This is a genomic window from Silicimonas lutimaris (genome assembly GCF_047314965.1).
Classification (GTDB): Bacteria; Pseudomonadota; Alphaproteobacteria; order Rhodobacterales; family Rhodobacteraceae; genus JAVJUV01.
This window is the reverse complement of the sequence record NZ_JBLBVK010000052.1, coordinates 23,783-49,759: the sequence shown is the minus strand read 5'-3', so window position 1 is coordinate 49,759 and position 25,977 is coordinate 23,783. Positions and strand designations below refer to the sequence as shown.

Below are 25,977 nucleotides of genomic sequence, written 5' to 3'. Positions count from 1 at the left end.
CCGACCCGGTTCTTTGCGAAAGGTCAAGCGCCTGAGACGGCGGCGAGAAGTTCTGCATTCCCGCCTGAGGCGGTTGTATCGACGCATAGGTGCCGTTCGTGCAGGACTTCGAAGCGGCGTGGGGCGTCTGTGAGAAGCGGAAGGATCGGGCCGTCGCGACGGGACAGCGCTTGTGAATAGGCGCGGGCCAGGTCCTCGCTCCCCCACCAAAGCGCACCGCCGAACGCGTCCCGAGTGGTCAGAGCGTCGGGCTGGAGATCGGTCGCGATCTCGGCTTGTCCGCCAAGCGCGATCACGGCGTCCGCCTGCGCACACGCGGTTTCGGAGCCAGGGCCGAGGCAGAGGAGCGGGGTGCGTGTATGGAGGCTGAGGCGGTTGGTCTCGCCTGTTGGGCCGGGCATTTCACGGACCGGTATGTCCGGGATATCTCCGGATCGGCAAAAACGCAGCGGATAGGCCGGGCCGCCCGCCTTGGGGCCGGTGCCGGACAGGCCTTCGCCGCCGAAGGGCTGCGAACCGACGACCGCGCCGATCTGGTTCCGGTTCACGTAGACATTTCCGCAGTGGATTTGTTCGACGATCTCCTGCACGCGGCTGTCTATCCGCGTGTGGAGTCCGAAGGTCAGCCCGTAACCCGTTCCATTTATGTCCGAAATAACCTTGCCGATCTCGTCGGCCCGATAGGTGGCGATATGCAGGACGGGGCCGAAAACTTCGCGCTCGAGCGCCGTGATGCCGGGCACTTCCACGACGGTTGGCGGAACGAACAAACCGGCTTCCGGTGCGGCGAGTTGCTTCGTGATCTTTTGGCGCGAGAGGTAAGACAGGATGGCATCGCGCGCTTCGATGTCGATTACGGGACCCATGCTGGTCGATAGTTGCCACGGATCGCCAAGGGTCAGTTCGTCCATCGCGCCGAAGAGCATCTCTCGGAATGCGGAGGCGATGTCTTCCTGCACGTAGAGGCAGCGAAGGGCCGAGCAGCGCTGACCGGCGGATTGGAACGCCGACGCGATCACATCGCGCACGGCCTGTTCCAAGAGAGCGGTCGAATCGACAATCATGGCGTTCAGGCCGCCGGTTTCCGCGACCAGCGGTGCGCCGGGGCGCATGTGCCTGGACATGGCGCCTCGGATCAGGCGGGCGGTTTCGGTGGAGCCGGTAAAGGCGACGGAATCGACACGGGGGTCAGAGGTGAGCGCCGCGCCGACCGTTGCGCCGTCGCCGGGCAGGAACTGGAGCGATGCCGCCGGAACGCCGGCCTCGTGCATCAACCGAACACCCAGATCGGCGATCAGCGGCGTTTGCTCGGCGGGCTTGGCCAACACGCCGCAGCCAGCGGCGAGGGCTCCGGCTATCTGGCCGGTGAAGATGGCGAGCGGGAAGTTCCACGGGCTGATGCAGGTGACTATGCCGACTGCGTCGCCGCACTCGGCGGTACGAGTGGCATAGTAGCGGAGGAAATCCACGGCTTCGCGCAACTCGCCCACCGCGTCCACTGGGGTCTTGCCGGCTTCGCGGGCGAGAATGGCGAAGATCTCGCCGGCGTTCTCTTCATAGAGGTCCGCCGCGTGGTTCAGAACACGGCTGCGCTCATTCGCCGAGGCTTTCCAGGGAGTTGCGTTTGACAGGGCGACTTCGACGTGCCCGGCTGTGGATAACCAAACCGTGCCTGCGATATCATCAGGTTGGGCCGGGTTCCTAAGGTCCTGCGCTTCGCCGTCCGGCGCGACGCCTGCTATCCGTGGCGCGGCTTTGAACCGTGACTGTCGGAAGGGCGTTCGGATCGCATCGAACCGTTCAAGAGTTTCAGTGTCGGCCAGATCCCAGCCGGTAGAGTTGCGGCGGTCGGGCTGGAACAGATCGGAGCCAGTGACAACCTTTTGTCCTTTGGAGAGCGCTTCGAACGGATCGGCAGCCACGGCCTCTGGCGGTACCGCCTCGTCGACGACCTGGTTCACGAAGCTCGAGTTCGCCCCGTTTTCCAGCAGTCGGCGCACGAGATAGGCAAGAAGATCCCGGTGTGCTCCGACCGGCGCGTAGATGCGACAGCGGGATTTCTCGCGCTCGTGCACGATGTCGTGCAGCCGCTCACCCATCCCATGAAGACGCTGAAATTCAAAAGCTTGCTTGTCGTCGCTCATGTGCAGAATGGCTGCGACGGTATGGGCGTTGTGCGTGGCGAACTGGGGATAGATGCGATCCGTCATTCCAAGAAGTTTACGGGCGTTCGCGATGTAGGAGACGTCCGTTGCTGGTTTGCTTGTAAAGACCGGAAAGCTGTCCATGCCCTGAACCTGGGCCAGCTTGATCTCGGTGTCCCAGTACGCGCCCTTGACGAGGCGCACCATCAGATTTCGGTCGTGTGTCTCGGCCAGCCCGTAGAGATGATCGATGACGTCGCCTGCACGCAGACCGTAGGCCTGGACCACGACACCGAATCCGTCCCAGCTAGCCAGTTCGGGATCGGCGATGGCGGCTTGGATAACGTCGAGAGAAAGTTCTAGCCTGTCAGCCTCTTCCGCGTCGATATTCAATCCGATATCCGCCTTGGCTGCAGCGCGGAGCAATGTCTGCAGGCGGGGAACGAGTTCGCGAATGACCCGATCCTTCTGCATGACGTCGTAACAGGGATGGATCGCCGAGAGCTTAACCGAGATCCCCGGTCGGGTGCGGATGTCGTTGCCCTTGGCTGCAGAGGCGATGGTTCGGATCGCTTCGGAATAGGCCTTGAGATAGCGGAGCGCGTCGGCGTCTGTGCGAGCGGCCTCGCCCAGCATGTCGTAGCTGTAGGTATAGCCTTTCGCTTCCATCCTGGATGCACGGGCGAGGGCGCTGTCCATCGTTTGTCCCAAGACGAATTGCTGGCCCATTTCGCGCATCGCCTGCTTTGCGGCCGCGCGGATGACCGGTTCGCCCAACCGTTTGACCGCACCGCGCAGGATGCCGGTGATGCCCGGCTCCTCGTCGTCGAGTACCCGACCGGTGAGCATAAGCGCCCATGTCGATGCGTTCACGAGCGAAGACGAGGAATGGCCCAGATGCTTGCCCCAGTCCGAGGGCGCGATCTTGTCCTCGATAAGCGCGTCGATGGTCTCGGCGTCGGGAACGCGGAGAAGCGCCTCGGCCAGACACATCAGCGCGATGCCTTCCTCTGTCGAGAGGCCGTATTCTGCAAGGAAGACTTCCATCAGGCCGGGCTTTCCCGTGCTGCGGATGGCACGCACCAGATCCGCACCTCGCGCCGAGATGCGTGCACGGTCATCCGTGCTGAGAGCTGCTTCATTCTTCAAACGGGCAATCAGCGCTGCTTCGGAGGCGTATTTTTTCATCATTGGTCGATCGTGTGAGGTCATACGGCAAGCATACTCTGATTTTGTTGGGCGTTTTGCCCAATTTGTGAAATGGATAACGTCGAAAGTACCAAAGCGTGGGTCAAAAACATGTCAGACGATCGGATTGAGCTGGACAGGGCGGACAAAAGGCTGCTGGCGGAATTGGCGTCGGATGCCCGTCTCTCCGTGGCCGAACTGGCGCGACGCGTGGGTCTATCTAAAACTCCGGTGCAGGCCCGGCTGAAGCGGCTGGAGGAGCAGGGGGTCATTCGCGGGTATCGCGCCATGCTGGACCCTGTCAAACTTGGGCTGGATCACGTGGCCTTCGTCGAGGTGAAGCTGAACGATACGCGCGAAAAGGCGTTGGCAGCGTTCAATGACGCCGTCGCGGAAGTGGGTGAGGTGGAAGAGTGCCACATGATCGCGGGCGCGTTCGACTATCTGCTCAAGATCAGGACGCGCGACATGGCGCGGTATCGAGAGGTGTTGGGAGAGCGGGTGTCGAGCCTGCCGCATGTCTCGCACACGTCCACCCATGTGGTAATGCAGGCGGTCAAGGATGTCGGAATCGTTACTTGACGGACCAAAATATGTCCTGTCCAGAATGCGGCATGCGAACCCTGATCTCAGCGATTGTTCTTTTTGCGGCGCAGGCGGCTTACGCGGACTGTCCGTCTCCCCACGATATTTCGGAAGAGGAAGCGCGGCTTCTGGCACATATCCAGGAAGCCGAGAACGAGATGGCGGCGCGGACAGTCTCGAGCGAACTCTGGTCGCTCTGGACCAAGGCGCCTGACGAACCGGCGCAATCCCTTCTGGATCGCGGAATGTCGGCGCGATCGTCCTGGGATTTTCTGGCTGCGCTCGAAGCTCTCGACAGGCTGGTGGAGTACTGCCCGGAATATGCGGAGGGGTACAACCAGAGGGCCTTCGTGAATTTCCTGCGAGAAGATTTCGCGGCGGCGCTCGTGGATCTCGACAAGGCCCTGGAACGTCATCCGACCCATTTCGCAGCAATGTCTGGAAAAGCGCTGACCCTTATGGGGCTGGGACGGCACGATGAGGCCCAGGAGGTGCTGCGCGCCGCGTTGAAACTGAACCCCTGGCTGCCCGAACGCGGCTATCTGGTCGAGCCGAAAGGCGAAGATCTCTGAGCGTGGGGCTTGCGATGCGACGGCCTTCTGCCTAATCACGACCACATCCTCACGCGGGCGTGGCGGAATGGTAGACGCATGAGACTTAAAATCTCTGGGGCGCAAGCCCGTGCCGGTTCAAGTCCGGCCGCCCGTACCACTTCTCAGTAGCGATAGAGCGCCCGTTCGGCGCGGAGCATGGTGATCTCGAGGCGCAGTCTCGCGCGCTCGGAAGCCAGCAGGACGCGAGCCGGGTCGTCAGGGGCCAGAGAGGCGATTTCGGCGTTGATCCGGGTGATCTCGCGCTCGGCCTCGTCGATGTCCTGACCGATCCGGTGGTAGGTCAGACCGCGAAAATTGGCGCGCTCGAGTTCCTCGAGCCCCGTCGCGGGACACACTGGCGAAAGGCGGTGGCCGTCGGCGCCTTCCTCCCAGGCGCGAGCCGGCTGACAGTACAGAGGCAGGCCCGCCTGGCGGCCTTTCTCCCATTCAGCGCGCACCGGCGCGATGCCGTACTGGTTGCAGGCTTTCGCGTGTTTCTCGATGAAATCGGGGGTGCGCCCGTTCGCGCCGTCCTCGCGGCCGATCGCTCCCCAGTCGGCGTTGCGGCATTGATCTTCGGACAACGTGGCGCAGGCGGCCAGGGCGAGAAGCGGAATGAAAGCAAAGTATTTCATGACAAAAGAATGGGGCCTGATTCTCGTGACATGCAATATCAATCGCCCGAGACAAGCCTGACGAAGTCGTCGATTGCCCGATCGGGGCAGGACCAGTCGGTCACGAGACGGGCGGTGGCGGTGCCTGAGGGATCACCATCAAGCGTACCTTCCCAGACGTAGTAGACCGCACCGGCGTTCTTGAGCCGGCGGTGGATCGAGCGTGGCATATCGACGAACATCATGTTGGCTTGAGGTTCCCAACGGAAGGTTACGTCGCGGCATTGCTTCAGGGCGCTGGCGAGTTTTCCGGCCGCTGTATTGGCTGACCGGCCGAGATCCAGCCAGAGGTCGTCGGTCAGATACGCGTCCATCTGGGCGGAAAGGTAACGGTGCTTCGAAAAGAGATGGCCGCCGCGCTTGCGGCGCAGTTCGAAGTCCCAGGCGGTCGCAGGGTCGAAGATGACCGCCGCCTCGACGCCCATGCAGCCGTTCTTTGTGCCGCCGAAGCTGACGGCGTCGACGCCGGCCTTCCAGGTCATCTCGGCCGGCGTGCACGCAAGAGCGGCGCAGGCATTGGCGAAGCGGGCGCCGTCGAGGTGCAGCTTGGAACCGTGGCGGTGTGTGATGTCGGATATCTCTCGGATATAATCGGTCGTGTAGAGCGTGCCACGTTCAGTGACGTTGGTGATCGAGACCGCGCCGGGCTGGGGGCCCTGCACGCCCCATGCACCGCGCTTTGCCATCTCGGCGTCGAGTGCGCCGGGATCGATCCGACCGTCTCTGCTGGCGATCAGTGAGAGCTTCGCGCCACCCGTGTAGAACTCGGGAGCGTTGCATTCGTCCTCGACGATATGGGCTTCGGGGGTGCAGAAAATGATTTCGTAGGGCTTGGCCATGGTCGCGAGCAGGATCGAGTTGCAGGCGGTGCCTGTCGCGGTGAGATAGACGCCGGCGTCCGGGGCTTCGAAGGCGTCCCGGATGCGTTGGATGGCGCGTTCGGTGAGAGGATCGTTGCCATATCCGATAGCCCAGCCCTCGTTGGCGGCGGCGAGCGCCTCCATGATCTTCGGGTGGACGGGGCCAGCATTGTCAGAAGCGAACTGCATCAGAGATCCTCGATGATATGTTCTTCCCACTCGTCCTCTGGAACCTCGAACTCGGGCACCGTCCAGCCTTTGACGGACATGCCGGCCTCGTGGATCGTGTTCGGGTCGCCGGAGACAAGCGGGTGCCAGTCGTAGAGCGGCTTGCCCTCGTAGAGAAGGCGGTAGGCGCAGGTCGATGGCATCCAGTAGGCGATGTCAGAGATGTTCTGCGGGGTCAGGACAACGCATTCGGGAACGAATTGCAGCCGGATGTCATATTGCGCGCACCGGCAGGTTTCGCCGTCGAGCAGCCGGCAGGCGACGCGGGTGAAGGCTATTTCCTGCGTGTCGGGGTCTTCGAGCTTGTTGAGACAGCACTTGCCGCAGCCGTCGCAGAGCGCTTCCCACTCGCGCTTCGTCATATTCTTGAGCGGCACGCGTTCCCAGTAGAGGTCGCGGAGGCCGGAGCGGTCGATCGGGTCTTTCATGGGGAGAGGTTTGGAGGAAAGGAGCGGGAAGGGGAAGAGGGGTCAGCTGTCGTCTGTCCCCGATGCAACGCTAACACGAAGTTCCTTGCCCTCGCCAGACAGGGCATAGAGGTTCGGGCGTTCTTTTAGATATTTTGCCCATTTCCTCTCCTTTTCCTTGCTAATCATTACCTGAAATCTCGTTCGCATGACTTCGTTTAGTCTGGTGACGAGCGCGCCTGTCTTTACTTGCTGCATCTCCAATATTGCATCCCTGATCTGCCGGTCGAGTTCCGACAATTCAGCCTCGGCAACCTTGGCAACGGGCGGCGTCAGTGGGATGAACTTTGAGCATGCATGGCGGAAGTCCTTAGGCGTCTTTTCTTCACCCAACCCGACAACATGGCGACCCATCTCCCTGAGCGCATGAGCAAGATGCGAAAAGTCGCGATCCGAACTAGCGATCGCGAATGCCGGGACGTTATCCAGCAAGGCGAAGGTCATAGCCTCGATCGAGAGTACAAGGTCGCTTCCGTTTTTGCCTGAACCTGACAGGATCGTCCGGAAACTCGAGGCGGAGGACCAGCTTCCGACCGAGTAGCAGTTACAATAAACGCGGCGGATCTGGTGGGGGCCAAGGTCAGCCGTCCTTCTCAGGATTTGTCCGGCCAACTGGGACGAAATGTTGTCGCCATCCACCAGAAGCGCGACAGATGAAAAAAAAATCAAGTCGATCCTTCCGATTCAAAACATGAACAGGTGAGCCCTAGCCTCCGAAAACGGCAAGAAAATGGTCAGTCGCCCGATAGGATTTCTCTCGCGCGGGCGCTGTCGGCGTCCATCTGGGTGATAAGGGCGTCTATGCTATCGAACTTTGCTTCGGGCCGCAGATAGGCCACGAGGGCCACGGACAGATGGGTGCCATAGAGGTCGCCCTTGAAGTCGAAGATGTGGCTTTCGCAGTTGGGGCGGTTCTCGCCGAACATCGGCCGCACACCGATCGAGGCGACACCGTCGTAGTCGCCTTGGTGGTCGCCCGACTGAACCCGGACGCGCACGGCGTAGACGCCGAATTTCGGTGGATGGAGCCCGTCGATGGACATGTTCGCGGTGGGATAGCCCAGATCCCGACCCCTCTGGTCTCCCCGGATGACAGCGCCCTCGATGCGGTGAAGGTGCCCGAGCATTTTTGCGGCGTCCTCGGGGCGACCTTCGGAGAGGGCTTCGCGGATGCGGGTGGATGAAATGGCCGGGCCGTCGCCGATGAGTTTCGCGATCGTGACGCCGAATCCGTAGCGCCCGCCGAAGTCCTGCAGCATCTCGGTGGTGCCTTTGCGACCTCTGCCGAAACAGAAGTCTGCTCCTACCGTCACATGGGCGAGGCCAAGCTGTTCGGCGATGATGTCGCGTGCGAACTCTTCAGGCGTGAGCGCCGCAAGGCGGGCGTTGAATGGCAGTTCGTAGAGGTGTTGAACCCCAAGGGATTCAAGGCGATGGGCCTTGGCTTCGGGGTTCATCAGCCGGAAGGGCGGAGCATCGGGTGCGAAGTATTCGCGGGGGTGCGGCTCGAAGGTGACGACGCCGAGAGGGGCGGCGGCGGCTTGGGCTGCGATCCTGAGAATGGCCTGATGGCCGAGGTGAACGCCGTCGAAATTGCCGATCGCGGCGGTCGCGCCCTTGTCGGCGTCTGTCAGATAGCGTGTGTCACGATGGATGCGCATGGGCAGCGGTTAGCGCGGCCCGCGCGCGGGGGCAAGGGTCAGTCGAATTTCCCGGAAGGCGCCAGCACCGTTGCTTCGCCCTTGAGCACCGCCTTGCCGTCCACGAGGCAGCGTGTGTCGAGTTTCACGCGGCGGCGGGAGTAGTCGATTTCCAGCACCTCGACCTCGGCGGTGACGACGTCGCCGGGACGCACCGGAGCGAGAAACCGGAGGTTCTGGCCAAGGTAGACAGTGCCGTGGCCCGGAAGCTGTTCGCCGATCACTGCGGAGACGAGGCCGGCGGTCAGCATGCCGTGGGCGATGCGCCCGCCGAATATGGTGTCCATTGCATAGGCATCATCAAGATGCACCGGGTTACGGTCGGTCGAAACCTGTGCAAACAGCTCGATATCGAGGTCGGTGACCTCTTTGGTCAGGCTGCGCACCATGCCGATTTCGAGGTCCTCGATGACGATGGTGCCACGCGGCTGATTGTCGAGCATCGGAGATTCCTTCCGCAACTTTAGAACTTTCAAAAATAGTTATACGAAATTAAATTACTTTGCAACTGCAGAAAATCAGGCGTGGAATACATGCAAGGAACGCTTTGTTTCTGTATTTTCTCTGGTGCTGGAAAGGGTTCGTCCTATGATGCGATCCGTGTTCAATGGCTGGGGGGCTGTTAGAATGCCGAAACGATTCTGGGCATTTCTTTTCGGTACCGAAGACGCGGTGCCGGGCGACTATGTGCTTGCGCTTGTGGCGACCATCGGGCTGATGCTGGCCATCCTGGCCGGCATGACGTGAGGCCGATCGGTCAGCGCTAACGCTTTGTAAACATTCCTGTCATAGGGCGTCTGCAAGCCGTCGGCATTGCGTCGGCATTGTGTATGGCAAACTGTATGGCACGCCCGTGCGCTGGCTTCAGGAATCAGCAAGACATCGGCGCGGCGGGCGGGCGGCTTCGTTGCACCAAGGGGCTCTGTGAAAGTTTGAGAAGGCAGGCGCGTCGACCTTGCATGCGGGTCAACGCGCCGGTGATTCAGGAGGCGATGGAGTAAGTGCCGTCGTAGATCGGCTCCAGCGTCTCGTGATCGAAGAGCGACGAGACCGAGGTGCCGTGCCAGATGTTCAGGATGGCCTGGGCGAACATGGGCGCCATGGGAACGATCCTGATGTTCTTGGTGGACAGCGTTTCCTTCGTCGGTTCGATCGAGTCGGTGATGACAAGGTTCTTCATCACAGATTTGGATACGCGTTCGATCGCCGGGCCCGAGAGCACGCCGTGCGAAATGTAGGCGTGAACTTCCTTCGCACCCGCTTCCATCAGGACTTCCGCCGCCTTGCAGAGCGTGCCGGCTGTGTCGACGATGTCGTCGACGATCACGCAGACCCGGTCCTTTACGTTGCCGATCACGGTCATCTCGGCGATCTCGCCCGGCTTCTCGCGCCGCTTGTCGACGATGGAGAGGGGCGCGTCGATGCGCTTGGCCAATTCACGGGCGCGTGCCACGCCGCCGACGTCGGGCGAGACCACGGTGACCTGGTCGAGTTTGCCGCGGAAGGCGTGCCTGATGTCCAGCGCGAACACCGGCGAGGCATAGAGGTTGTCGACGGGGATGTCGAAGAAGCCCTGGATCTGGGCGGCGTGCAGGTCCATCGTCAGGACCCGCTCGATACCGGCCGAGACCATCATGTTGGCCACCAGCTTGGCGGAGATCGGGGTGCGGGCCTTGGTCCGGCGGTCCTGGCGGGCATAGCCGAAGTAGGGGATGACGGCCGTGATGCGCTGAGCCGAGGAGCGCCGCAGCGCGTCGGCCATGATCAGAAGCTCCATCAGGTTGTCGTTCGCCGGGTTCGACGTCGACTGCAGGATGAACATGTCCTCGCCGCGGACGTTCTCGAAGACTTCGACGAAGATCTCGCCGTCGTTGAAGCGCTCGACGCGGGCATCGACAAGCCCGACGTTCATGCCCCTGTGCATCGAGAGCCGTCGTGTGACGGCCTTTGCGAGCGCACGGTTGGCGTTCCCCGAGATGATCTTCGGTTCCTGAATATTGGGCATTGGCAGCAGCGTCCTGTATTCGTTCCGCGGAGTGTCACAGAATCGTAACGTTGACACCGCCTAGCACGCGCATAGGGTCAGGCAAACAAGAGTTTTGAGCGGCGAGGCCAAATGCCCCATATCGACTATTATCTGGCGACGATTTCGCCGAATTGCTACCTGGCAGGCACTCGCCCGACGGAGATCGCAGCCAAACACGGCGCGACCATTTCCTACAAGCCGCTCGACATCATGGCGCTCTTCGCGCGTACCGGAGGTGTGCCTCCCGGTCAGCGGCATCCGTCGCGGCAGGAGTACCGCCTGATCGAGATCGGGCGGTGCGCGAAAGAGCTTGGCATGCCCGTCAATGTGAAGCCCGCGCATTTTCCGACCAATCCCGCCCCGTCCTCGTATGCTCTGATCGCCGCGCAGAAGGCGGGCGGCGGTGATCTTGGCGCGCTGGTCGCCGGGATCACGCGCGCGTGCTGGGCCGAGGAGAAGGACGTCGCGGATGACGCGGTCATCAAGGGATGTCTGGAGGCGGCCGGGTTCGATCCGTCGCTGGCGGACAGCGGCTTGCTGGCGGGCGCGATGGTTTATGAACAGAACCTGGAGGATGCCGTATCGGCGGGTGTCTTTGGCGTTCCCTTCTTCATCACGGATGACGGTGCGAGGTTCTGGGGGCAGGATCGGTTGACGCAGTTGGACCGGCATCTGGGAGGAGAGCTCTGAGTCATGGCTCCGAAGAAGCCCATCGGACTAATCCATTGCGGACTCGGCAAGGCCGGGAACTGGCGTGGTCTGCTGAACGCGCTGGGCGGCGGGTTTACAGTTCACAATATCGAACTTCCGAGCCACGGACTGGCGGAGGATTGGGACCGGTCGCGGGATTTCACCGAACAGGCGCTGGAAATCGCGCTGTCGGAGCTGCCCTCGGAACCGTTGCCACTGATCGGGCACTCCTACGGGGCCGTTCTGGCGCTTAGGCTTGCCGTCGATCGGCCGTATCGCGTCTCATCGCTGGTGCTGATCGAGCCGGTCTTCTTCGCCGCCGCGAAGGGACGCTGGGGCTATGACAAGGCGATGCGCGATCTGGAGCCGTTCGAGAAGAAGATGAAGGCGTCCCAGTTCGCGACGGCCGCCAAGGAATTCATGGCGGTCTGGGGCGGCGGTGTCGACTGGGGTCATATGACGGCGGAGCAGAAAAGCTATGTGCTGGACCGGATCGAGACGATTCCGGCGCAGAACCCGCTTCTGAAAGACGATGTGAGCGGAGTTCTGCGGCCGGGCCGTCTGGAGTCGCTGGAGATTCCCGTGACATTCGTCGACGGCGGCAATTCGCATCCGGTGATGGCGGATATCATCAGCGAGCTTGGCGACCGGATGAAGGATGCCGAGTGGATGACGGTGCCGGAAGCGGGTCACATGGTGCCGATCACGCATCCCGAGTTGGTGGCCAAGGCCATCCGTGACCGGCTTGTCTGGGAAGACGCGCCGTCCTAGGCCTGTTCGAGGGCCGCGATGATCCCGCCGAAATCCGCCGCCTTCAGAGATGCGCCGCCCACGAGCGCGCCGTCGACGTTCGGGACCGCGAAGATCTCGGCGGCGTTCGAGGGCTTTACCGAGCCGCCGTAGAGGATGCGGATGCCATTGGCGTCCTCGCCGAAGCGTGCCGTGAGGCGGGCGCGGATGTCGTCGTGGACTGCACCGATTTCTTCGAGCGTGGGCACCTTGCCGGTGCCGATGGCCCAGACAGGTTCGTAGGCGATGACCGTGTTGGCCGAGGTTGCGCCGTCGGGGACGGAACCGGCCAGCTGGCCGCCGACGATCGCGATCGTCTGGCCGGCTTCGCGCTCGGCGAGCGTTTCGCCGACGCAGATGACCGCGGTCAGACCTGCCGTCCACGCGGCCAGGGACTTGGCGTTGACCAGCGCGTCGCTTTCGCCGTGGTCGGCGCGGCGCTCGGAGTGGCCGAGAATGACATGGCTGCCGCCGGCGTCGGCGATCATGCCTGCGGAGATGTCGCCGGTATGCGCGCCCGATGCATTCTGGTGGCAGTCCTGTCCGCCGGTGGCGATGGCGCTGCCGCTCGCGCGGTCGGAGAGGCGGGACAGGAGCGTGGCCGGCGGGCAGATCAGCACATCGCAGCCGGGCGCGGGATGGGCGGCGATCAGGGCGTCGATCTCGGCGAGGCTGTTTTCCACGCCGTTCATCTTCCAGTTTCCGGCGGCCAGTTTGCGCATGTCTCTCTCCTGTCTGCGGTCCGCGCCGAACATGCCGGGGTTTCGCCCGAGGTCAAGGGGAATGCGGGGTCGTCGGGTGCAAGGACTGGTCGACCATCATTCGGTGCGCCGGCACATGCGGATGTGCCAGGCGTGCGCGGCGAGAAAGGCGATACCGACGAGAGCGACGCGCGGTTCGGCCGGCTGGGGAGCGAAGAGCATCAGGGCGGGCAGGATCAGGAGGGCGAGAAACGGCGCCATGCCGAGTGCCATGCGCCGCGGTGCGCGGACGCCCGCGCCGGAAGGGCCGAAGGAGAGGGGCAGGGTCTCGCGGTGCGCGAAAGCGCGGTCTGCGCGGACCGACATCAAGATCAGGAGAACAATCGTCGCCAGCGCCATCAAAGCGCCGGTCATCTCAACCCTGGTCTTCCGAACGCTCGGCGGCCAGTTCCTCCACATCCTTGAACTTGATCGATTCACCGCAGCCGCAGGCATCGACCACATTGGGATTGCGGAACTTGAAACCGGATTCCAGAAGCGAGGTTTCGTAGTCGATCTCGGTTCCGAAAAGGAACATCTGCGCCATCGGTGCGATCATCACCCGTGCGCCGTCCTGTTCGACCACCTCGTCGGCGGGGTCGATCTGGTCGGCGTAATCCATGGTATACTCCATTCCCGCGCAGCCGCCCTTCTTGATGCCGATGCGCAGGCCCATGTGGCCTTCCTTGTCCATCAGCTTCGCGATCTGACGAATTGCCGCCGGGGTCATGCTGACCGCCTGTTTTCCGGGTATGCCGAACATGGGAACTCCTTTGCCCCAAAGATAGGTCCTGAAAGCGCATCGCTCAAGGGGGGCATTTTGCCCGTGAGCACCGTGCTCCGAATCAAATTGAGACGCAATTGCGGCCGCAGCCGCGCCACATTTTCCTTTCCATTGTCCATGTCCGCTTTCCAATTCCGAGCCATCTATCCGATTGGGTTCGGGGCGTCGCCAATCTATGGGGAAAAAGGCGAAATCGGGCGAGAATGTGGCTGTGTGTGGTACAACCTTTGGTAGTTTACGTAATCAATCGGTACGAGTGTCATGGCCCCCACCTTGTTTGCCTCATCCGCCTTCGGAAAAAAATCGCCGGTTCAGCGTCGCGACTTTGCGCGCACTGAAGACGGTTCGCTGACCATCTTCAGCCTGTTCATGTTCATCCTGATCCTGATGGTCACCGGGCTTGCCGTGGATATGGCGCGTCACGAAAACGAACGGGTCCGGCTTCAGAATACCCTGGACACCGCGGTTCTGGCGGCAGGAAGCCTGGAGAGCGGGGCCGAAACGGAAGCGGAAATGGAGGCGATGGTGCTGGACTATATCGCCAAGGCTGGAATCGATCCGTCCATGGTCACCGTCGACCCGGAGATCACGGGCGCCTACAGCCGCAAGGTGACTGCAAGCGCGGATTTCCAGCTCGACACGCTTTTCATGGGTCTCATGGGGATCAACTCGCTTCCGGGTGTCGCCGCTGGACAAGCGGCCGAGGGGCAGGAGAAGGTCGAAGTCGTTCTGGTGCTGGACGTGTCCGGCTCAATGGGCAGCAACGGCAAGATCGAAGCTCTGCGCCCGGCGGCCAAGGGTTTTGTCACCGAGATGATCAATCGTCTCGGCGCCGAACGGGTGGCCATTTCGGTCGTCCCCTACAACCACCAGGTTCATGTCGACGATGAGCTTCGTGCCCGTCTGAACTGGGACAATACCCTGACAACGGTTGAAAGCCCGCGCCTCCACCCGGGTGCGATCACGACCTACAACACGCATAACGCGTCGACCCGCTGTGCACGGTTCCGCGATGACGATTTCCGCACTGCGGCCCTGGCTGCCGGCGGCGCGATCGAGGGCAGCGCGATGTTTTCCGGTCTGTCCGGCCGCAACCTGACCCGCTATGCGCAATACCCGTCGCGGGCCAGCTGGTGCTCGGACGAGTACAAGACGGTGCTTCTTTACCAGAACGACGAGCGTGATCTTCACGACTTCATCGACACGCTCGAAGGCAGTGGCTGGACCTCGATCGACTATGGCATGAACTGGGGCGTCGGCCTTCTTGAAAACAGCTTCGCACCCATCGTGCAGGACATGGTGGACGACAACCTGCTGTCCTCCGACATGGCCGGGCATCCCTTTGCCTTTGGCGATCCCGACGTGAAAAAGGTCGTCGTGCTGATGACCGACGGCATGAACACCGACCATCTCGACCTTGCCGACGCATTCAAGTCGGGTCCGAGCCGGGTGTGGTATTCTGAAACCCAGGCCAATGGCAATGAATTCAACGGCTTCATCGTCGAAATGCCGGACGAAGCGTCAAATCGCCGTTGGTATGTTCCGGGATCGCCGGGGACGAACAACGATGACACCTATCTTGCCGAGGGTGCGCTTCCCGCCGATGCCGTGCAGTGGGACTACCACGAAGTCTACGAGCGGTTCCGCCCCGAGGACGTGCCCAACATGTATTTCCGTCCGGACCAGGCGGCTTACAATGCGCATGCCAACGCGCGGATCGATACGGGAAGCTACGAGACGGCCGACGCGCGCGTGCGCAACATCTGCGGCGAAGCACGTGCCTCCGGGATCGAGGTCTACACGATCGCCTTCCAGGCCCCCTCGTCGAGCGAGACCCTGCTGAGCGATTGCGCGGGAGATGCCAGCCGCTATTTCGACGTGGATGGTCTGGATATCGCGACCGCCTTCGAAGCGATCGCCGTCAACCTCACGAAGCTGAGACTGACCCAGTAAGGCGCCTGTGGCGCCTTACATGAAGCCGAGTTCGAGGCGCGCCTCGTCGGACATCATGTCCATGCCCCAGGGGGGATCCCAGGTCAGTTCGACATCCACCTGTTTCACGCCCGGCAGGGGTTCGACCGCCTCGGCGACCCAGCCGGGCATCTCGCCGGCCACAGGGCAGCCCGGAGCGGTCAGCGTCATGATGATCGTGACCGCCCCGTCCTCGGTGATGTCGACCGTGTAGACGAGGCCGAGGTCGAAGATGTTCACCGGAATCTCGGGGTCATAGACGCTGCGGCAGGCCTCGACGACCTGGTCGTAGAGTGGGTGGTCCGTGGAGGACGGCTTGATCAGGGGCGTGCCTTCGAGCGTGTTTGACGGTTCGGCTGTCATCGGGTCATCCGTATTTGTTGACTGATTATATAAGGATTGCCCGGGGGCAGGTAAAGCGGGGTTTCGCCGCGCTTTTCGCGCCGACCGGGTGGGGGGACGCTGTCCCCTCACGCCCCCCTGCCGTATTTGCCCCAGGAAGAAGGGGGTTTGTGCCTTTTGCGCCGAGGGATTAAGAGCCGTGGCATGACGACACGGTTTTCATTCGAACTGGGTGCGGTGGACGGGGCCGCGCGCACCGGTGTGATCCGCACGCCGCGCGGCGAGGTGCGGACCCCGGCCTTCATGCCCGTCGGCACGGCGGGGACGGTGAAGGCGATGCTGCCCGAGAGCGTGCGGGCGACGGGAGCGGACATACTCCTCGGCAACACCTATCACCTGATGCTCCGCCCGACCGCCGAGCGGATCGACCGGCTGGGCGGGTTGCACCGCTTCATGAACTGGGAGCGGCCGATCCTGACGGATTCGGGCGGGTTCCAGGTGATGAGCCTGGCGGGTCTGCGGAAGCTCACCGAGGAGGGGGTGCGGTTCTCGTCGCATATCGACGGTTCCAAGCACTTGCTGACGCCGGAACGGTCGATGGAGATTCAGCGGCTGCTGGGCTCGGATATCGTGATGTGTTTCGACGAGTGCCCGGCGCTGCCTGCCGATGACGCGGAAGTGGCGCGCGCGATGCGGTTGTCCATGCGCTGGGCGGTCCGGTCGAAGGAGGCGTTCGGGGACCGGCCGGGCCATGCGCTGTTCGGGATCATGCAGGGTGGCGTGACGCGGGAGTTGCGGGAGGAATCGGCCTCGGCGCTGAAGGAGATCGGATTCGATGGCTATGCCGTCGGCGGGCTGGCCGTGGGCGAGGGGCAGGAGGCGATGTTCGGCGTACTGGACTATGCGCCGGGGTTCCTGCCCGAGGACAAGCCGCGCTACCTGATGGGGGTCGGCAAACCCGATGACATCGTGGGCGCGGTGAAGCGCGGGATCGACATGATGGATTGCGTGCTGCCCTCGCGGTCTGGCCGGACGGGGCAGGCCTTCACCCGGCATGGGGTGGTGAACATCAAGAACGCGCGTCATGCGGACGATCCGAGGCCATTGGACGAGGCCTGCGGCTGTCCGGCGTGCCGGGGGTATTCGCGGGCCTATCTGCACCATGTCTTCCGGGCCGGAGAGATGATCTCGGGGATGCTGCTGACCTGGCACAATCTTCAGTATTACCAGGACCTGATGGCGGGAATGCGGGAGGCGATTGCGGCTGGCAGGTTCGACGCCTGGGAGGCGGCGTTCCATGCGGGCCGGGCCGAGGGAGATATTCCGCCGCTTTAGGTCGGGACGGAAGCGCCCGCGGCCCTGGGCTTTGGGAACTGGTGCTTGAACATCGACCAGTCGTGACGCCCCTCGATGCGGGCGGCCATGCAGTCGGCGCGGTCGCCCAGCTCGTCATCAAACCAGAATTGCATGTGGCGGCGAAGGGGCGCGGCGTCGCGCGCCTCGGTGATCAGGACATCCGAGCCGCCGTCGGTGCGGTGCGTGATCTCGATCTGCTGGGTGCCGGAGAGACCGCCGCTGCCGGCGGAGGCCTCGGCGGGTGTGAAGCTGACGATGAAGAAGTGCGGGGCCTCGATGCGCTCGGGTGTGATCAATTCGACCTGGTAGGTCTGACCGCCCTTCAGGGGATAGATCGCGCGGACGGTGCCGTCTTCGAGCGGCTCGAAACGGGTGCCCGGATAGAAGTGCCGGGCGCTGAACTCCGGGAGGGGCGCACAGGCGGCCCAGACCGTCTGGGGCGCGGCGCGTGTGCGGAAGCGCACGCGGCGTTCGGGCAGCGCGAAAGTCAGCCGGTCGAAGTAGCGACCGTAGATCAGGTGCTCGAGGGCAACGAAGGTCAGAATCCAGAAGAGCCAGGAATTGGCCCCGAAATCGGTGCCAAACGCGGTTGCGATCGAAGAGATGACGGGGAAGGCCAGGATCGACAGGGTGAAGACCTCAAGCGCATGTCGCAGCGCGGGCAGGACATAGGTCGTTACCAAGATCAGGCCGAAAGTGACGATCAGGCTGGCAAGGAAGACCGAGACCCAGGTGATCCAGTTGTCGAGCGGCAGGTCGGTTCCATTGGGCACTGCGCCCTGGGCGAGCGAAACCAGAAGTCCGCCGGTGAGGAGCAGGGTCACGACCGCGAAGCGGCGGCGCTGTCGGTAGAGACGGCGGAACACGTCAGTCGCGCAAGTCCAGCGCGAGGGTGGCCGCGCCGTCCGGGTCGTCGATGCAGGCGACGTCGAGGTCGAGCCCGATGATGCGGCAGCGGGCGGTCATGGCGACGTCGGGGTCGTCGAATTGCCAGTCGGGGTCGTAGCCGTTGGCCTGCTTGTGCAGCGGCGCGAATGCGAGAAAGCCGAGGCGCTGTGCGTCGGTGCCCTCGAGCGTGATGCTGGCCGCCCGGGCCGTGGCGATGGCGCCAAGGCCGTAGTCGAGGCGGGTGCCTTCGTCGGTTCCGAATCTCGGGGCGGTCAGAACCATGTTGGGATGAACGAGGATCGCGCCCCGGAAGCTGCCGGTTTCCGCGGCCCGGTTCAGAAGCGCCCCGATGAGGCCCGCCACGTAGATGGCGCGGTCGTGCTCGAGGCCACGGGGGCGCGAGACGGCCATCGTGCGGCGGGTCGAGGTGAAGAAGCGGGCATAGCTCATGGCGGTCACGCGGGCAGGGGTTGGGTGTCGTCGATCCAGCCGACGAAGCGGTGCTGCCAGGCGCGGCCGCTCAGACGCGCGGGGGTACGCGTGACAAGGCGGGCCAGGTTGAGCTTTTCACGCCAGGCCCTGGTCCTGGTCTTCTGGATGCGGCCGTGGATCACGCGGCTGACGACGATGCCACCGGTGACCACGACGAAAGCGGTCAGGAACGGTGACGCCAGGATGCTGTAGCCGATGTCAGGCACGCTGAAGACGAAGATCGAGAACAGCAGGCGCGATACCGCGATGGCCTCGATCATGAAGCGGATCGAGGGCAGGACTAGGCAGAAGAAGAGAGCGGTGGGTCCGACGACGCCGGCGTAGATCGCCCCGGTGACGACGGGAACGGGCAGGCCCCAGACCTCGTGTCCGGCGCGAAGATAGAAGATGTATCCTGCAAGAAATGCCAGCGAGGTGACGAAAAGAAGTCGCCGTCTCTCGCGATATATCCTGCGACCGAGGCCAAGAGCCATGCGCGGTTGTCATCCTTTCCGCGCCCCCAAGCCCCTCGCTAGAGTGCATCTTTGGCGAAAATACGGCGTGATTCTTAATTTTTTGTTAAAGGAAACAGTCCAGCTTGAAGGGATGCGCCGTTTCCCGTTCTTCGCCTTAAACAAGCGGATTTCGGAATATTTCGGTGATTTGGGCCAATACAGAAGGGACCGCTTGCTCCCGGCTGCGGAGACAGGCACACTTGAGGCAGAAGGCCCGGGTGGTTGAAGCCGGAGGGGCCCGCACCACATATAGAGGCCATCATCAGGAGAGGGCCAAAGGTTGCCGATGTCGGGGCCAGACCCTCTTGCAGACTTGAGGACATAAATGAACGAGCAAACCGCAATTTCCCATCCCGTTCTTCCGCTGAGAGACATCGTTGTCTTTCCGCACATGATCGTGCCGCTGTTCGTCGGGCGCGAGAAATCGGTGCGCGCGCTGGAAGAGGTGATGAAGGACGACAAGCAGATCCTGCTGTCGAGCCAGATCGACCCTGCGGTCGACGAACCGACCACGGATGGAATCTTCCGTGTCGGTGTGCTGGCGAACGTGCTGCAGCTGTTGAAGCTGCCTGACGGCACCGTGAAGGTGCTGGTCGAGGGTCAGAGCCGGGTGAAGATCACGCGGTTCATCGAAAACGACGACTTCTTCGAAGCAGAGTCCGAGGTTCTTGCGGAGGAGATGGGCGACAAGGATTCCGTCGAGGCGCTGGTGCGCTCGGTGGCGGAGGAATTCGAGCGCTATTCGAAGATCAAGAAGAATGTTCCCGAAGAGGCCCTGAGCCAGGTCAGCGAGACCCGCGAAGCCGCGAAGCTGGCGGACCTTGTTTCCGGTCATCTTGGCGTGGACGTCGCTCAGAAGCAGAAGCTTCTGGAGATGCTCGTGGTCGCGGAGCGGCTGGAGGCCGTCTATGGCCTGATGCAGGGCGAAATGAGCGTTCTTCAGGTCGAGAAGAAGATCAAGACGCGTGTTAAGTCGCAGATGGAGCGGACCCAACGGGAATACTATCTGAATGAGCAGATGAAGGCCATTCAGAAGGAGCTGGGCGACGGCGAGGACGGCGCGGGCGAGATCGCCGAACTGGAAGAGAAGATCAGTGCCGCGAAGCTTTCGAAAGAGGCCCGGGAAAAGGCCGAGGGCGAGCTGAAGAAGCTGAAGTCGATGTCTCCGATGTCGGCCGAAGCGACTGTCGTGCGCAATTATCTCGACTGGATGCTGTCTATCCCGTGGGGCACGAAGAGCCGCGTCAAGAAGGACCTGAGCCGCGCGCAGAAGATCCTGGACGACGACCACTATGGCCTGGAGAAGGTGAAAGAGCGGATCGTCGAGTACCTTGCGGTGCAGCAGCGTTCGAAGAAGCTGAAGGGGCCGATCCTGTGCCTCGTCGGCCCTCCGGGTGTTGGTAAGACGTCGCTGGGCAAATCGGTCGCAAAGGCGACGGGGCGCGAGTTTATCCGCATCTCGCTTGGCGGCGTGCGTGACGAGTCCGAGATTCGTGGCCACCGCCGGACCTATATCGGGTCCATGCCCGGCAAGATCATCCAGGCGCTCAAGAAGGCGAAGACGACGAACCCGCTCATCCTTCTCGACGAGATCGACAAGATGGGGCAGGACTTCCGGGGTGACCCGGCGTCGGCGATGCTCGAGGTTCTTGATCCCGAGCAGAACTCGACTTTCGTCGATCACTATCTTGAGGTCGAGTACGACCTTTCGAACGTGATGTTCCTGACCACGGCGAACTCCTACAACATGCCGGGCCCGCTTCTGGACCGGATGGAGATCATTTCGCTGGCCGGATATACCGAGGATGAAAAGCGCGAGATCGCCAAGCAGCATCTGATCGACAAGCAGGTCAAGAACCACGGGCTGAAGTCCAAGGAGTTCGAACTGACCGACGACGCTCTGGCCGAGATCATCCGCACGTATACCCGCGAGGCCGGGGTGCGGAACCTGGAGCGTGAGATCGCCAAGCTGGCCCGGAAGGCGGTGACGAAGATCGTCAAGAAAGAGGACGCGAAGGTCACCGTTACGCCTGAGAACCTTGAAGAGTTCCTGGGGGTCAAGAAGTACCGCTATGGTCTGGCCGAGAAGGAAGATCAGATCGGTGTGGTGACCGGGCTTGCATGGACCAGCGTCGGTGGCGACTTGCTGCAGATCGAAGCGCTTCGTCTGCCTGGCAAAGGCCGTATGAAGACCACCGGCAAGCTGGGCGACGTGATGAAGGAGTCGATCGACGCTGCGTCATCCTATGTCCGCAGCATCGCGCCGAAGATCGGGGTGAAACCGCCGAAGTTCGACACGATGGACATCCACGTCCACGTGCCGGATGGCGCCACGCCGAAGGATGGCCCGTCTGCGGGTCTGGCGATGGTGACCTCGATCGTGTCCGTGCTGACGCAGATCCCCGTGCGCAAGGACATCGCCATGACCGGCGAGGTCTCGCTCCGGGGGAATGCGATGCCGATCGGTGGCCTGAAAGAGAAGCTTCTGGCGGCTCTGAGGGGCGGCATCAAGACGGTGCTCATCCCCGAGGAAAATGCCAAGGATCTCGCGGAGATCCCCGACAATGTTAAAGAGGGTCTGGAGATCATTCCCGTGAACCATGTGTCGGAGGTTCTCAAGATGGCGCTTGTCCGTGAGCCGGAACCCATCGAATGGGACGAAGCGGCCGAGGAGGCCGCTGCGGTCGAGCGGGCAGAGCGGTTGCGGGCCGATCCAGAGGGCCGTGTCGCACACTGATCGTGTGACCCGGGCGAACTCGAAAAAAGGCGCGTCCGAGCGGCGCGCCTTTTCTTATGGCAGTTCCTGGCTTCAGAAACAAAAAAACGCGGCCGGTTAGGCCGCGTTTTTCTAGCTGGCAACCAAGTTGCCGGGCTAAATCACGAGTCCGCAGCGATTGCTGCGACAAGTGCCAGAAGAAGCAGCGGGAGAACGATCCCACCCGACGAACCCGTCGACTCTTCGACAACGATTTCCGGTTCCATCACCGGCTCGCTCATTCCGCCGGCGAAAGCAGCGCTAGCCGAAAGGCCAGCGATGGCGGCGAGAGTGAAAACAGTCTTACGCATATTGGCAGTCCTTTCAGTTCAGTGCCAAAATAAGCAAAAGCATGCATGGGTTGAAAGGTCAACTGCGCCACACGCGTCCTGAGGCCACGCGAGGCCTTCTGCTAACTTCGGGGCAGATTTTTGCGGCGAGTGTGATTTTTTGGACGCAGTTTTCCGGGGGAGATCAGAGGGTAATGCGGGTCTTGCACCGTTCCAAGACACGAGCTAAAGACGCCCCAAATCGGGTGATTAGCTCAGTGGTAGAGCGCTTCGTTCACATCGAAGATGTCGGGGGTTCAAATCCCTCATCACCCACCACTTTTCCTGTCCTGATCCACGCACCGCCTGCTGGAGGACGCCACATCCGACGAGAAGCGGTGCCTGTGATCATGGGGCGTCGCAAAGTCTTCGGGCGTGCCGGAGCGGTTTTTCCGATGGCTGACCGCGGAAGACGCGGGGCGCTGGACCAGTCCTTTTTTGTGGCTGTCCACCGCATGTAAAGTAGCCTTATGTCAGGGGCGCTCCAAGCTCTGCCGGCACGACGCAGCTTGTCCAGCGACCAGAGTCTCGATCTGCTGCCGGTGTCTTATCGAGAGTATCTCGTTTTCGATGTCGTCGGGAAACCGGTCGCGCGGCGTGCTCGCGTGCAAGCGCGCGGCAAACTTCTGTCGGATGTGCTGGGCAAGCCCGATCCGCTTTTGTCTCATGATGTGCTCCTTGAGATTCGTTAATCATGGTGGCACGCTACTTCCTCAAGTAAACTTGAGGGCAAGAGATTTCTTGGGGGTGCCGATCAATGAAACCCAATGACCTTTCGGTGGGCGAGGTGGCTGCGCGGGCAGGAGTGCCGGTCTCGACCGTTCACTTCTACGAGGCCGAAGGACTGATCGAGAGCTGGCGGACGCCGGCCAACCATCGCCGCTACGATCGCCGTGAGTTGCGGAGGATCGCCATTGCGCGAATGGCGCAGTCGGCGGGCATTTCGCTCGCGGAGGTGAAAGAGGTGCTGGATCGCTTGCCGCGCGAGAGGGCCGTGGGCAAGGCGGACTGGGCGAAGGCAGCCGCCCCTTGGAAGGCACTCCTCGATGAACGGATCGAGATGCTGGAGCGTCTGCGGGACCAGATGGGCTATTGCATCGGGTGCGGGTGCCTGTCGCTGGAGAACTGTCCGCTTTACAATGCGGAAGACGCGCTGGGTCGAAACGGGCCGGGAGCCCGGCGCTGGATCGGGGCGGATGACGAAAGGGTGGCATTGGAGAGCGACTAAGGCTTGCAACCCGCCGATCAACCCGCTACATCCCCGGTCCGGCGGGTGATTAGCTCAGTTGGTAGAGCGCTTCGTTTACACCGAAGATGTCGGGAGTTCGAGTCTCTCATCACCCACCAGACTTTCCGCCTGCGCAGAGTAACAAAAACGCACACGACATGTTTCTGTGTGTGCGTTTTGTGCGCTCATGCTTCGCTCTATGTCTGAAGAGACAAAGAGATGAGGTTGATATGAGCTGGAATCCTGCACTTGATCCTGATTGCCCGACCGGCGATTCCGTGGACGCGATCGAAACGTTGATTGTTCCGCGCGCCCGAGACCTTGGCGGGTTCGAGGTGCGCCGCGCCCTGCCGGCGCCGCGCCGTCAGATGGTCGGGCCGTTCATCTTTTTCGACCAGATGGGGCCGGTGGAGTTTCTTCCGACCGAGGGTCTGGATGTGCGCCCGCATCCCCACATCGGGCTGGCCACGGTCAGCTACCTTTACCGGGGACGCATGCATCACCGGGACAGTCTTGGAACAGACGCATGGATCGAGCCCGGCGCAGTCAACTGGATGGTGGCGGGGCATGGTATTACCCATTCCGAGCGGATCGACGACGCGACACGCAGCGAGCCGATGCCTTTCTTCGGGATCCAGACGTGGGTCGCGCTTCCCAAGGACCACGAGGACCGCGCGCCGGAGTTCCAGCACGCGGGGCAGGATGCGTTGCCCTTCCTGGAAGGAGAAGGGAAAGAAGTACGCCTGATCCTCGGAACTGCGTGGGGTGAGCGCGCGCCGGTGACAACAGCGTCCGAGATGTTCTATGCCGATGCGGTTCTGGCGCCCGGAGCCAAGCTGCCTCTGCCGGAGGACCATGAGGATCGCGGCGCCTATGTCGTGGAAGGATCGGTCGAGATCGCGGGCGAGACCCACGAAGCCGGGCGCATGATGGTGTTCCGACCGGGCGACCGCGTGTCGATGACCGCAGGTGAGCGAGGTGCGCGCGTGATGCTGCTTGGTGGCGAGACGCTTGAAGGTTCGCGCTATATCTGGTGGAACTTCGTGGCCTCGTCGAAAGAGCGGATCGAGGAGGCGAAGGAAGCCTGGAGGCGGGGCGACTGGGAGAGCAATCCGCGCTTCCAGCTGCCGCCGGGGGACGACCGGGAATTCATTCCGCTGCCTGAAAGGTAGACGATGACGGAGATTCGGCGTGCGACCGAGGCCGATCTGGCCGGGATCGTGGCGGTTATCCTGGAGAGTTGGCGACGGACCTACGAGGGTGTGTTGCCTGCCGAGTATCTGTCGGGGGCTGTGGAGGCCGACCTGGCGGCGCTCTGGACACCTTCGCGTCTGAATGGGGCGCTGGTTCTGGTGGCGGTGGATGCGGGGCGTGTCGTCGGCGTGGCTGCGACCTTGCCCGACCAGAACGGCGGACCATATGTGGACAATCTGCATGTCCTGCTTGCGGTCGAGGGGCAGGGTATCGGGCGCGCGTTGATGGCAAGGACAGCGCTGGAGCTTCGCGAGGCCGGTTATGTGCGGCTTCACCTGACGGTGGCGGAAGCCAACCCTCGCGCGATCGGGTTTTACAAGAGGCTGGGCGGTGCCTTTGGCCCGGCTTTCGAAGACGAGATGTTCGGCAATCCGGTGATGGCCTATCCCGTGCATTGGGACGATCTGGCCGGCTTGGCGGCTTTGACCGAGATGTGACGGGCGGCGCTGTGCGCCTGCCTCAATGAGCAACGAAGGAATGGAACAATGACCTTCAGACCTGTGAAATCGACAAGCGTCGCCCAGCCCACCATGGAAGGTGCGGGCGTGCATCTACATCGCGTTTTCGGCTTTGGTGATCCCTCCGAGAGCGATCCCTTCCTGCTTCTGGACGATTTTCGCAATGACGACCCGGTGATGTATCAAAGAGGTTTCCCATGGCATCCGCACCGGGGGATCGAGACGATCACCTATGTGCTGGAGGGCGTGGTCGAGCATTCGGACTCTCTGGGAAACAAGGGGCTTCTTGGACCTGGCAGCGTGCAGTGGATGACGGCCGGCTCCGGCATCCTGCACCAGGAGATGCCGCGCGGGAACGTGAAGGGGCAGATGCATGGGTTCCAGCTTTGGGCGAACCTTCCGTCGAGCCAGAAGATGATCGCGCCGCGCTATCAGGATATCGCGGGCAAGGACGTGGAAGAGATCATCGACGACGACGGCACCCGGGTGCGGATCATCACCGGCAGCTTCTGGGGCAAGCGGGGGCCTGTGGATGGGATTGCCGCCGATCCTCTTTATCTGGACGTGTCGGTTCCGCCCAACACGAGAAAGGTTCTGCCGGTCGATACCTACGCGAACACCTTCGCCTATGTCTTTGCCGGCAAAGCCTGTTTCCGCGATGCATCGCGCCCTGTCGGGGTGCGGATCGAAAAGGAATTCGCGGGCGAGGAGCTGAACATCCGCGACATGAGCGGGAACCGGACGCTTGTGCGGTTCGATACCGGTGACGAGATCACCGTGACAACCGGCGATGACGGCGTGCGGTTCCTTCTGGTGTCGGGTCAGCCGATCCAGGAACCGGTGGCCTGGCACGGGCCGATCGTGATGAACACGCGGGAGGAGCTGATGCAGGCGGTGCGCGAGCTGAACAACGGGACGTTCATCAAGCCCGCGCACTGATCT

Annotated in this window: 28 protein-coding genes and 3 tRNA genes; 14 read left to right on the top strand and 17 right to left on the bottom strand. The window is 62.3% G+C overall.

All coding sequences use genetic code 11. The features are described 5' to 3' along the window. Positions 1-23 precede the first annotated feature (23 nt). A complete protein-coding gene (putA, locus tag ACKLNI_RS13520; RefSeq protein WP_413719603.1) occupies positions 24-3,335 on the bottom strand; it encodes a bifunctional proline dehydrogenase/L-glutamate gamma-semialdehyde dehydrogenase PutA in 3,312 nt (1,103 codons plus the stop codon). A gap of 108 nt (positions 3,336-3,443) precedes the next feature. Between putA and ACKLNI_RS13515 the strand changes: the two genes are divergently transcribed. The 3 genes from ACKLNI_RS13515 (at position 3,444) to ACKLNI_RS13505 (ending at position 4,628) form a co-directional block, all read left to right on the top strand. Continuing rightward, positions 3,444-3,914, top strand: a complete 471-nt coding sequence (locus tag ACKLNI_RS13515; protein ID WP_413719602.1) for an Lrp/AsnC family transcriptional regulator — start codon at positions 3,444-3,446, stop codon at positions 3,912-3,914. 32 nt (positions 3,915-3,946) lie between these two features. Next, positions 3,947-4,489: a tetratricopeptide repeat protein gene (locus tag ACKLNI_RS13510; protein ID WP_413719601.1), complete on the top strand. Its 543-nt coding sequence runs from the start codon at positions 3,947-3,949 to the stop codon at positions 4,487-4,489. Positions 4,490-4,542: 53 nt separating this feature from the next. Then, a tRNA-Leu gene (locus ACKLNI_RS13505) sits at positions 4,543-4,628 on the top strand. Positions 4,629-4,632: 4 nt separating this feature from the next. Here the strand turns inward: ACKLNI_RS13505 and ACKLNI_RS13500 are convergent. The 7 genes from ACKLNI_RS13500 to ACKLNI_RS13470 form a co-directional block, all read right to left on the bottom strand. Continuing rightward, the gene (locus ACKLNI_RS13500; protein ID WP_413719600.1) at positions 4,633-5,145 is read right to left on the bottom strand and encodes a DUF2799 domain-containing protein; all 513 of its coding nucleotides are present in this window, start codon (positions 5,143-5,145) and stop codon (positions 4,633-4,635) included. Between the two features lie 38 nt (positions 5,146-5,183). Next, positions 5,184-6,233, bottom strand: a complete 1,050-nt coding sequence (locus ACKLNI_RS13495) for a threonine aldolase family protein (RefSeq protein WP_413719599.1) — start codon at positions 6,231-6,233, stop codon at positions 5,184-5,186. After that, a complete protein-coding gene (locus tag ACKLNI_RS13490) occupies positions 6,233-6,700 on the bottom strand; it encodes a YcgN family cysteine cluster protein (protein WP_413719598.1) in 468 nt (155 codons plus the stop codon). The genes ACKLNI_RS13495 and ACKLNI_RS13490 overlap by 1 nt, the downstream gene beginning before the upstream one ends. Before the next feature lie 42 nt (positions 6,701-6,742). Next, positions 6,743-7,408 (bottom strand): NYN domain-containing protein, encoded by a 666-nt coding sequence (locus tag ACKLNI_RS13485; RefSeq protein ID WP_413719597.1) that lies wholly within the window; start codon positions 7,406-7,408, stop codon positions 6,743-6,745. Between the two features lie 65 nt (positions 7,409-7,473). Further along, on the bottom strand, positions 7,474-8,400 hold the full coding sequence (locus tag ACKLNI_RS13480; RefSeq protein ID WP_413719596.1) for a bifunctional riboflavin kinase/FAD synthetase: 927 nt from the start codon (positions 8,398-8,400) through the stop codon (positions 7,474-7,476). 38 nt (positions 8,401-8,438) lie between these two features. Further along, positions 8,439-8,882: a MaoC family dehydratase gene (locus ACKLNI_RS13475; RefSeq protein WP_413719595.1), complete on the bottom strand. Its 444-nt coding sequence runs from the start codon at positions 8,880-8,882 to the stop codon at positions 8,439-8,441. Between the two features lie 539 nt (positions 8,883-9,421). Beyond that, positions 9,422-10,444 (bottom strand): ribose-phosphate pyrophosphokinase, encoded by a 1,023-nt coding sequence (locus ACKLNI_RS13470; protein ID WP_413719594.1) that lies wholly within the window; start codon positions 10,442-10,444, stop codon positions 9,422-9,424. A gap of 111 nt (positions 10,445-10,555) precedes the next feature. On the opposite strand from ACKLNI_RS13470, the gene ACKLNI_RS13465 reads away from it, so the two are divergent. Further along, positions 10,556-11,155 carry a 2-hydroxychromene-2-carboxylate isomerase gene (locus ACKLNI_RS13465; RefSeq protein WP_413719593.1) on the top strand — a complete coding sequence of 200 codons (600 nt, stop codon included), beginning with the start codon at positions 10,556-10,558 and terminating at the stop codon, positions 11,153-11,155. Positions 11,156-11,158: 3 nt separating this feature from the next. Continuing rightward, a complete protein-coding gene (locus ACKLNI_RS13460) occupies positions 11,159-11,926 on the top strand; it encodes an alpha/beta fold hydrolase (protein WP_413719592.1) in 768 nt (255 codons plus the stop codon). Here the strand turns inward: ACKLNI_RS13460 and tpiA are convergent. The 3 genes from tpiA to ACKLNI_RS13445 form a co-directional block, all read right to left on the bottom strand. Beyond that, on the bottom strand, positions 11,923-12,666 hold the full coding sequence (tpiA, locus tag ACKLNI_RS13455; RefSeq protein ID WP_413719591.1) for a triose-phosphate isomerase: 744 nt from the start codon (positions 12,664-12,666) through the stop codon (positions 11,923-11,925). The genes ACKLNI_RS13460 and tpiA overlap by 4 nt on opposite strands. Before the next feature lie 96 nt (positions 12,667-12,762). Then, positions 12,763-13,059, bottom strand: a complete 297-nt coding sequence (locus tag ACKLNI_RS13450; RefSeq protein ID WP_413719590.1) for a hypothetical protein — start codon at positions 13,057-13,059, stop codon at positions 12,763-12,765. Position 13,060: 1 nt separating this feature from the next. Next, positions 13,061-13,447: a HesB/IscA family protein gene (locus ACKLNI_RS13445; protein ID WP_413719589.1), complete on the bottom strand. Its 387-nt coding sequence runs from the start codon at positions 13,445-13,447 to the stop codon at positions 13,061-13,063. A 282-nt stretch (positions 13,448-13,729) separates the two neighbouring features. Here ACKLNI_RS13445 and ACKLNI_RS13440 point away from each other — a divergent pair, with 282 nt between their 5' ends. Continuing rightward, positions 13,730-15,421, top strand: coding sequence for a pilus assembly protein TadG-related protein (locus ACKLNI_RS13440; RefSeq protein WP_413719588.1), 1,692 nt, complete (start codon positions 13,730-13,732; stop codon positions 15,419-15,421). Positions 15,422-15,436: 15 nt separating this feature from the next. Here the strand turns inward: ACKLNI_RS13440 and ACKLNI_RS13435 are convergent, their stop codons facing one another. Then, complete coding sequence (locus ACKLNI_RS13435; protein ID WP_413719587.1) at positions 15,437-15,802, bottom strand: SUF system Fe-S cluster assembly protein; 366 nt, start codon at positions 15,800-15,802, stop codon at positions 15,437-15,439. 183 nt (positions 15,803-15,985) lie between these two features. Here ACKLNI_RS13435 and tgt point away from each other — a divergent pair, with 183 nt between their 5' ends. After that, complete coding sequence (tgt, locus tag ACKLNI_RS13430) at positions 15,986-17,116, top strand: tRNA guanosine(34) transglycosylase Tgt (protein ID WP_413719586.1); 1,131 nt, start codon at positions 15,986-15,988, stop codon at positions 17,114-17,116. Here the strand turns inward: tgt and ACKLNI_RS13425 are convergent. From ACKLNI_RS13425 to ACKLNI_RS13415, 3 genes are read right to left on the bottom strand one after another with little or no spacing between them, the layout of a single operon-like run. Beyond that, on the bottom strand, positions 17,113-18,003 hold the full coding sequence (locus tag ACKLNI_RS13425; RefSeq protein WP_413719585.1) for a hypothetical protein: 891 nt from the start codon (positions 18,001-18,003) through the stop codon (positions 17,113-17,115). The genes tgt and ACKLNI_RS13425 overlap by 4 nt on opposite strands. Position 18,004: 1 nt before the next feature. Beyond that, complete coding sequence (locus ACKLNI_RS13420; protein ID WP_413719584.1) at positions 18,005-18,475, bottom strand: hypothetical protein; 471 nt, start codon at positions 18,473-18,475, stop codon at positions 18,005-18,007. Between the two features lie 5 nt (positions 18,476-18,480). Continuing rightward, the gene (locus ACKLNI_RS13415) at positions 18,481-18,990 is read right to left on the bottom strand and encodes a hypothetical protein (protein ID WP_413719583.1); all 510 of its coding nucleotides are present in this window, start codon (positions 18,988-18,990) and stop codon (positions 18,481-18,483) included. 346 nt (positions 18,991-19,336) lie between these two features. Here ACKLNI_RS13415 and lon point away from each other — a divergent pair, with 346 nt between their 5' ends. Then, the gene (gene lon, locus ACKLNI_RS13410; protein WP_413719582.1) at positions 19,337-21,748 is read left to right on the top strand and encodes an endopeptidase La; all 2,412 of its coding nucleotides are present in this window, start codon (positions 19,337-19,339) and stop codon (positions 21,746-21,748) included. Between the two features lie 140 nt (positions 21,749-21,888). Here lon and ACKLNI_RS13405 read toward each other — a convergent pair whose 3' ends face one another. Then, positions 21,889-22,077: a hypothetical protein gene (locus ACKLNI_RS13405; RefSeq protein WP_413719581.1), complete on the bottom strand. Its 189-nt coding sequence runs from the start codon at positions 22,075-22,077 to the stop codon at positions 21,889-21,891. A 222-nt stretch (positions 22,078-22,299) separates the two neighbouring features. Here ACKLNI_RS13405 and ACKLNI_RS13400 point away from each other — a divergent pair. Beyond that, positions 22,300-22,374 (top strand) — tRNA-Val (locus ACKLNI_RS13400). A gap of 194 nt (positions 22,375-22,568) precedes the next feature. Here the strand turns inward: ACKLNI_RS13400 and ACKLNI_RS13395 are convergent. Then, the gene (locus ACKLNI_RS13395) at positions 22,569-22,763 is read right to left on the bottom strand and encodes a hypothetical protein (RefSeq protein ID WP_413719580.1); all 195 of its coding nucleotides are present in this window, start codon (positions 22,761-22,763) and stop codon (positions 22,569-22,571) included. Positions 22,764-22,852: 89 nt separating this feature from the next. On the opposite strand from ACKLNI_RS13395, the gene soxR reads away from it, so the two are divergent. The 5 genes from soxR (at position 22,853) to ACKLNI_RS13370 (ending at position 25,974) form a co-directional block, all read left to right on the top strand. Continuing rightward, positions 22,853-23,323, top strand: coding sequence for a redox-sensitive transcriptional activator SoxR (gene soxR / locus ACKLNI_RS13390; protein ID WP_413719579.1), 471 nt, complete (start codon positions 22,853-22,855; stop codon positions 23,321-23,323). Between the two features lie 43 nt (positions 23,324-23,366). Next, positions 23,367-23,442, top strand: a tRNA-Val gene (locus ACKLNI_RS13385). Positions 23,443-23,553: 111 nt separating this feature from the next. Then, entirely contained in the window at positions 23,554-24,495 is a 942-nt protein-coding gene (locus ACKLNI_RS13380; RefSeq protein ID WP_413719578.1) for a pirin family protein, read from the top strand. 3 nt (positions 24,496-24,498) lie between these two features. Then, positions 24,499-25,014: a GNAT family N-acetyltransferase gene (locus ACKLNI_RS13375; RefSeq protein ID WP_413719577.1), complete on the top strand. Its 516-nt coding sequence runs from the start codon at positions 24,499-24,501 to the stop codon at positions 25,012-25,014. A 48-nt stretch (positions 25,015-25,062) separates the two neighbouring features. After that, positions 25,063-25,974, top strand: a complete 912-nt coding sequence (locus ACKLNI_RS13370) for a pirin family protein (RefSeq protein ID WP_413719576.1) — start codon at positions 25,063-25,065, stop codon at positions 25,972-25,974. Positions 25,975-25,977: the final 3 nt, after the last annotated feature.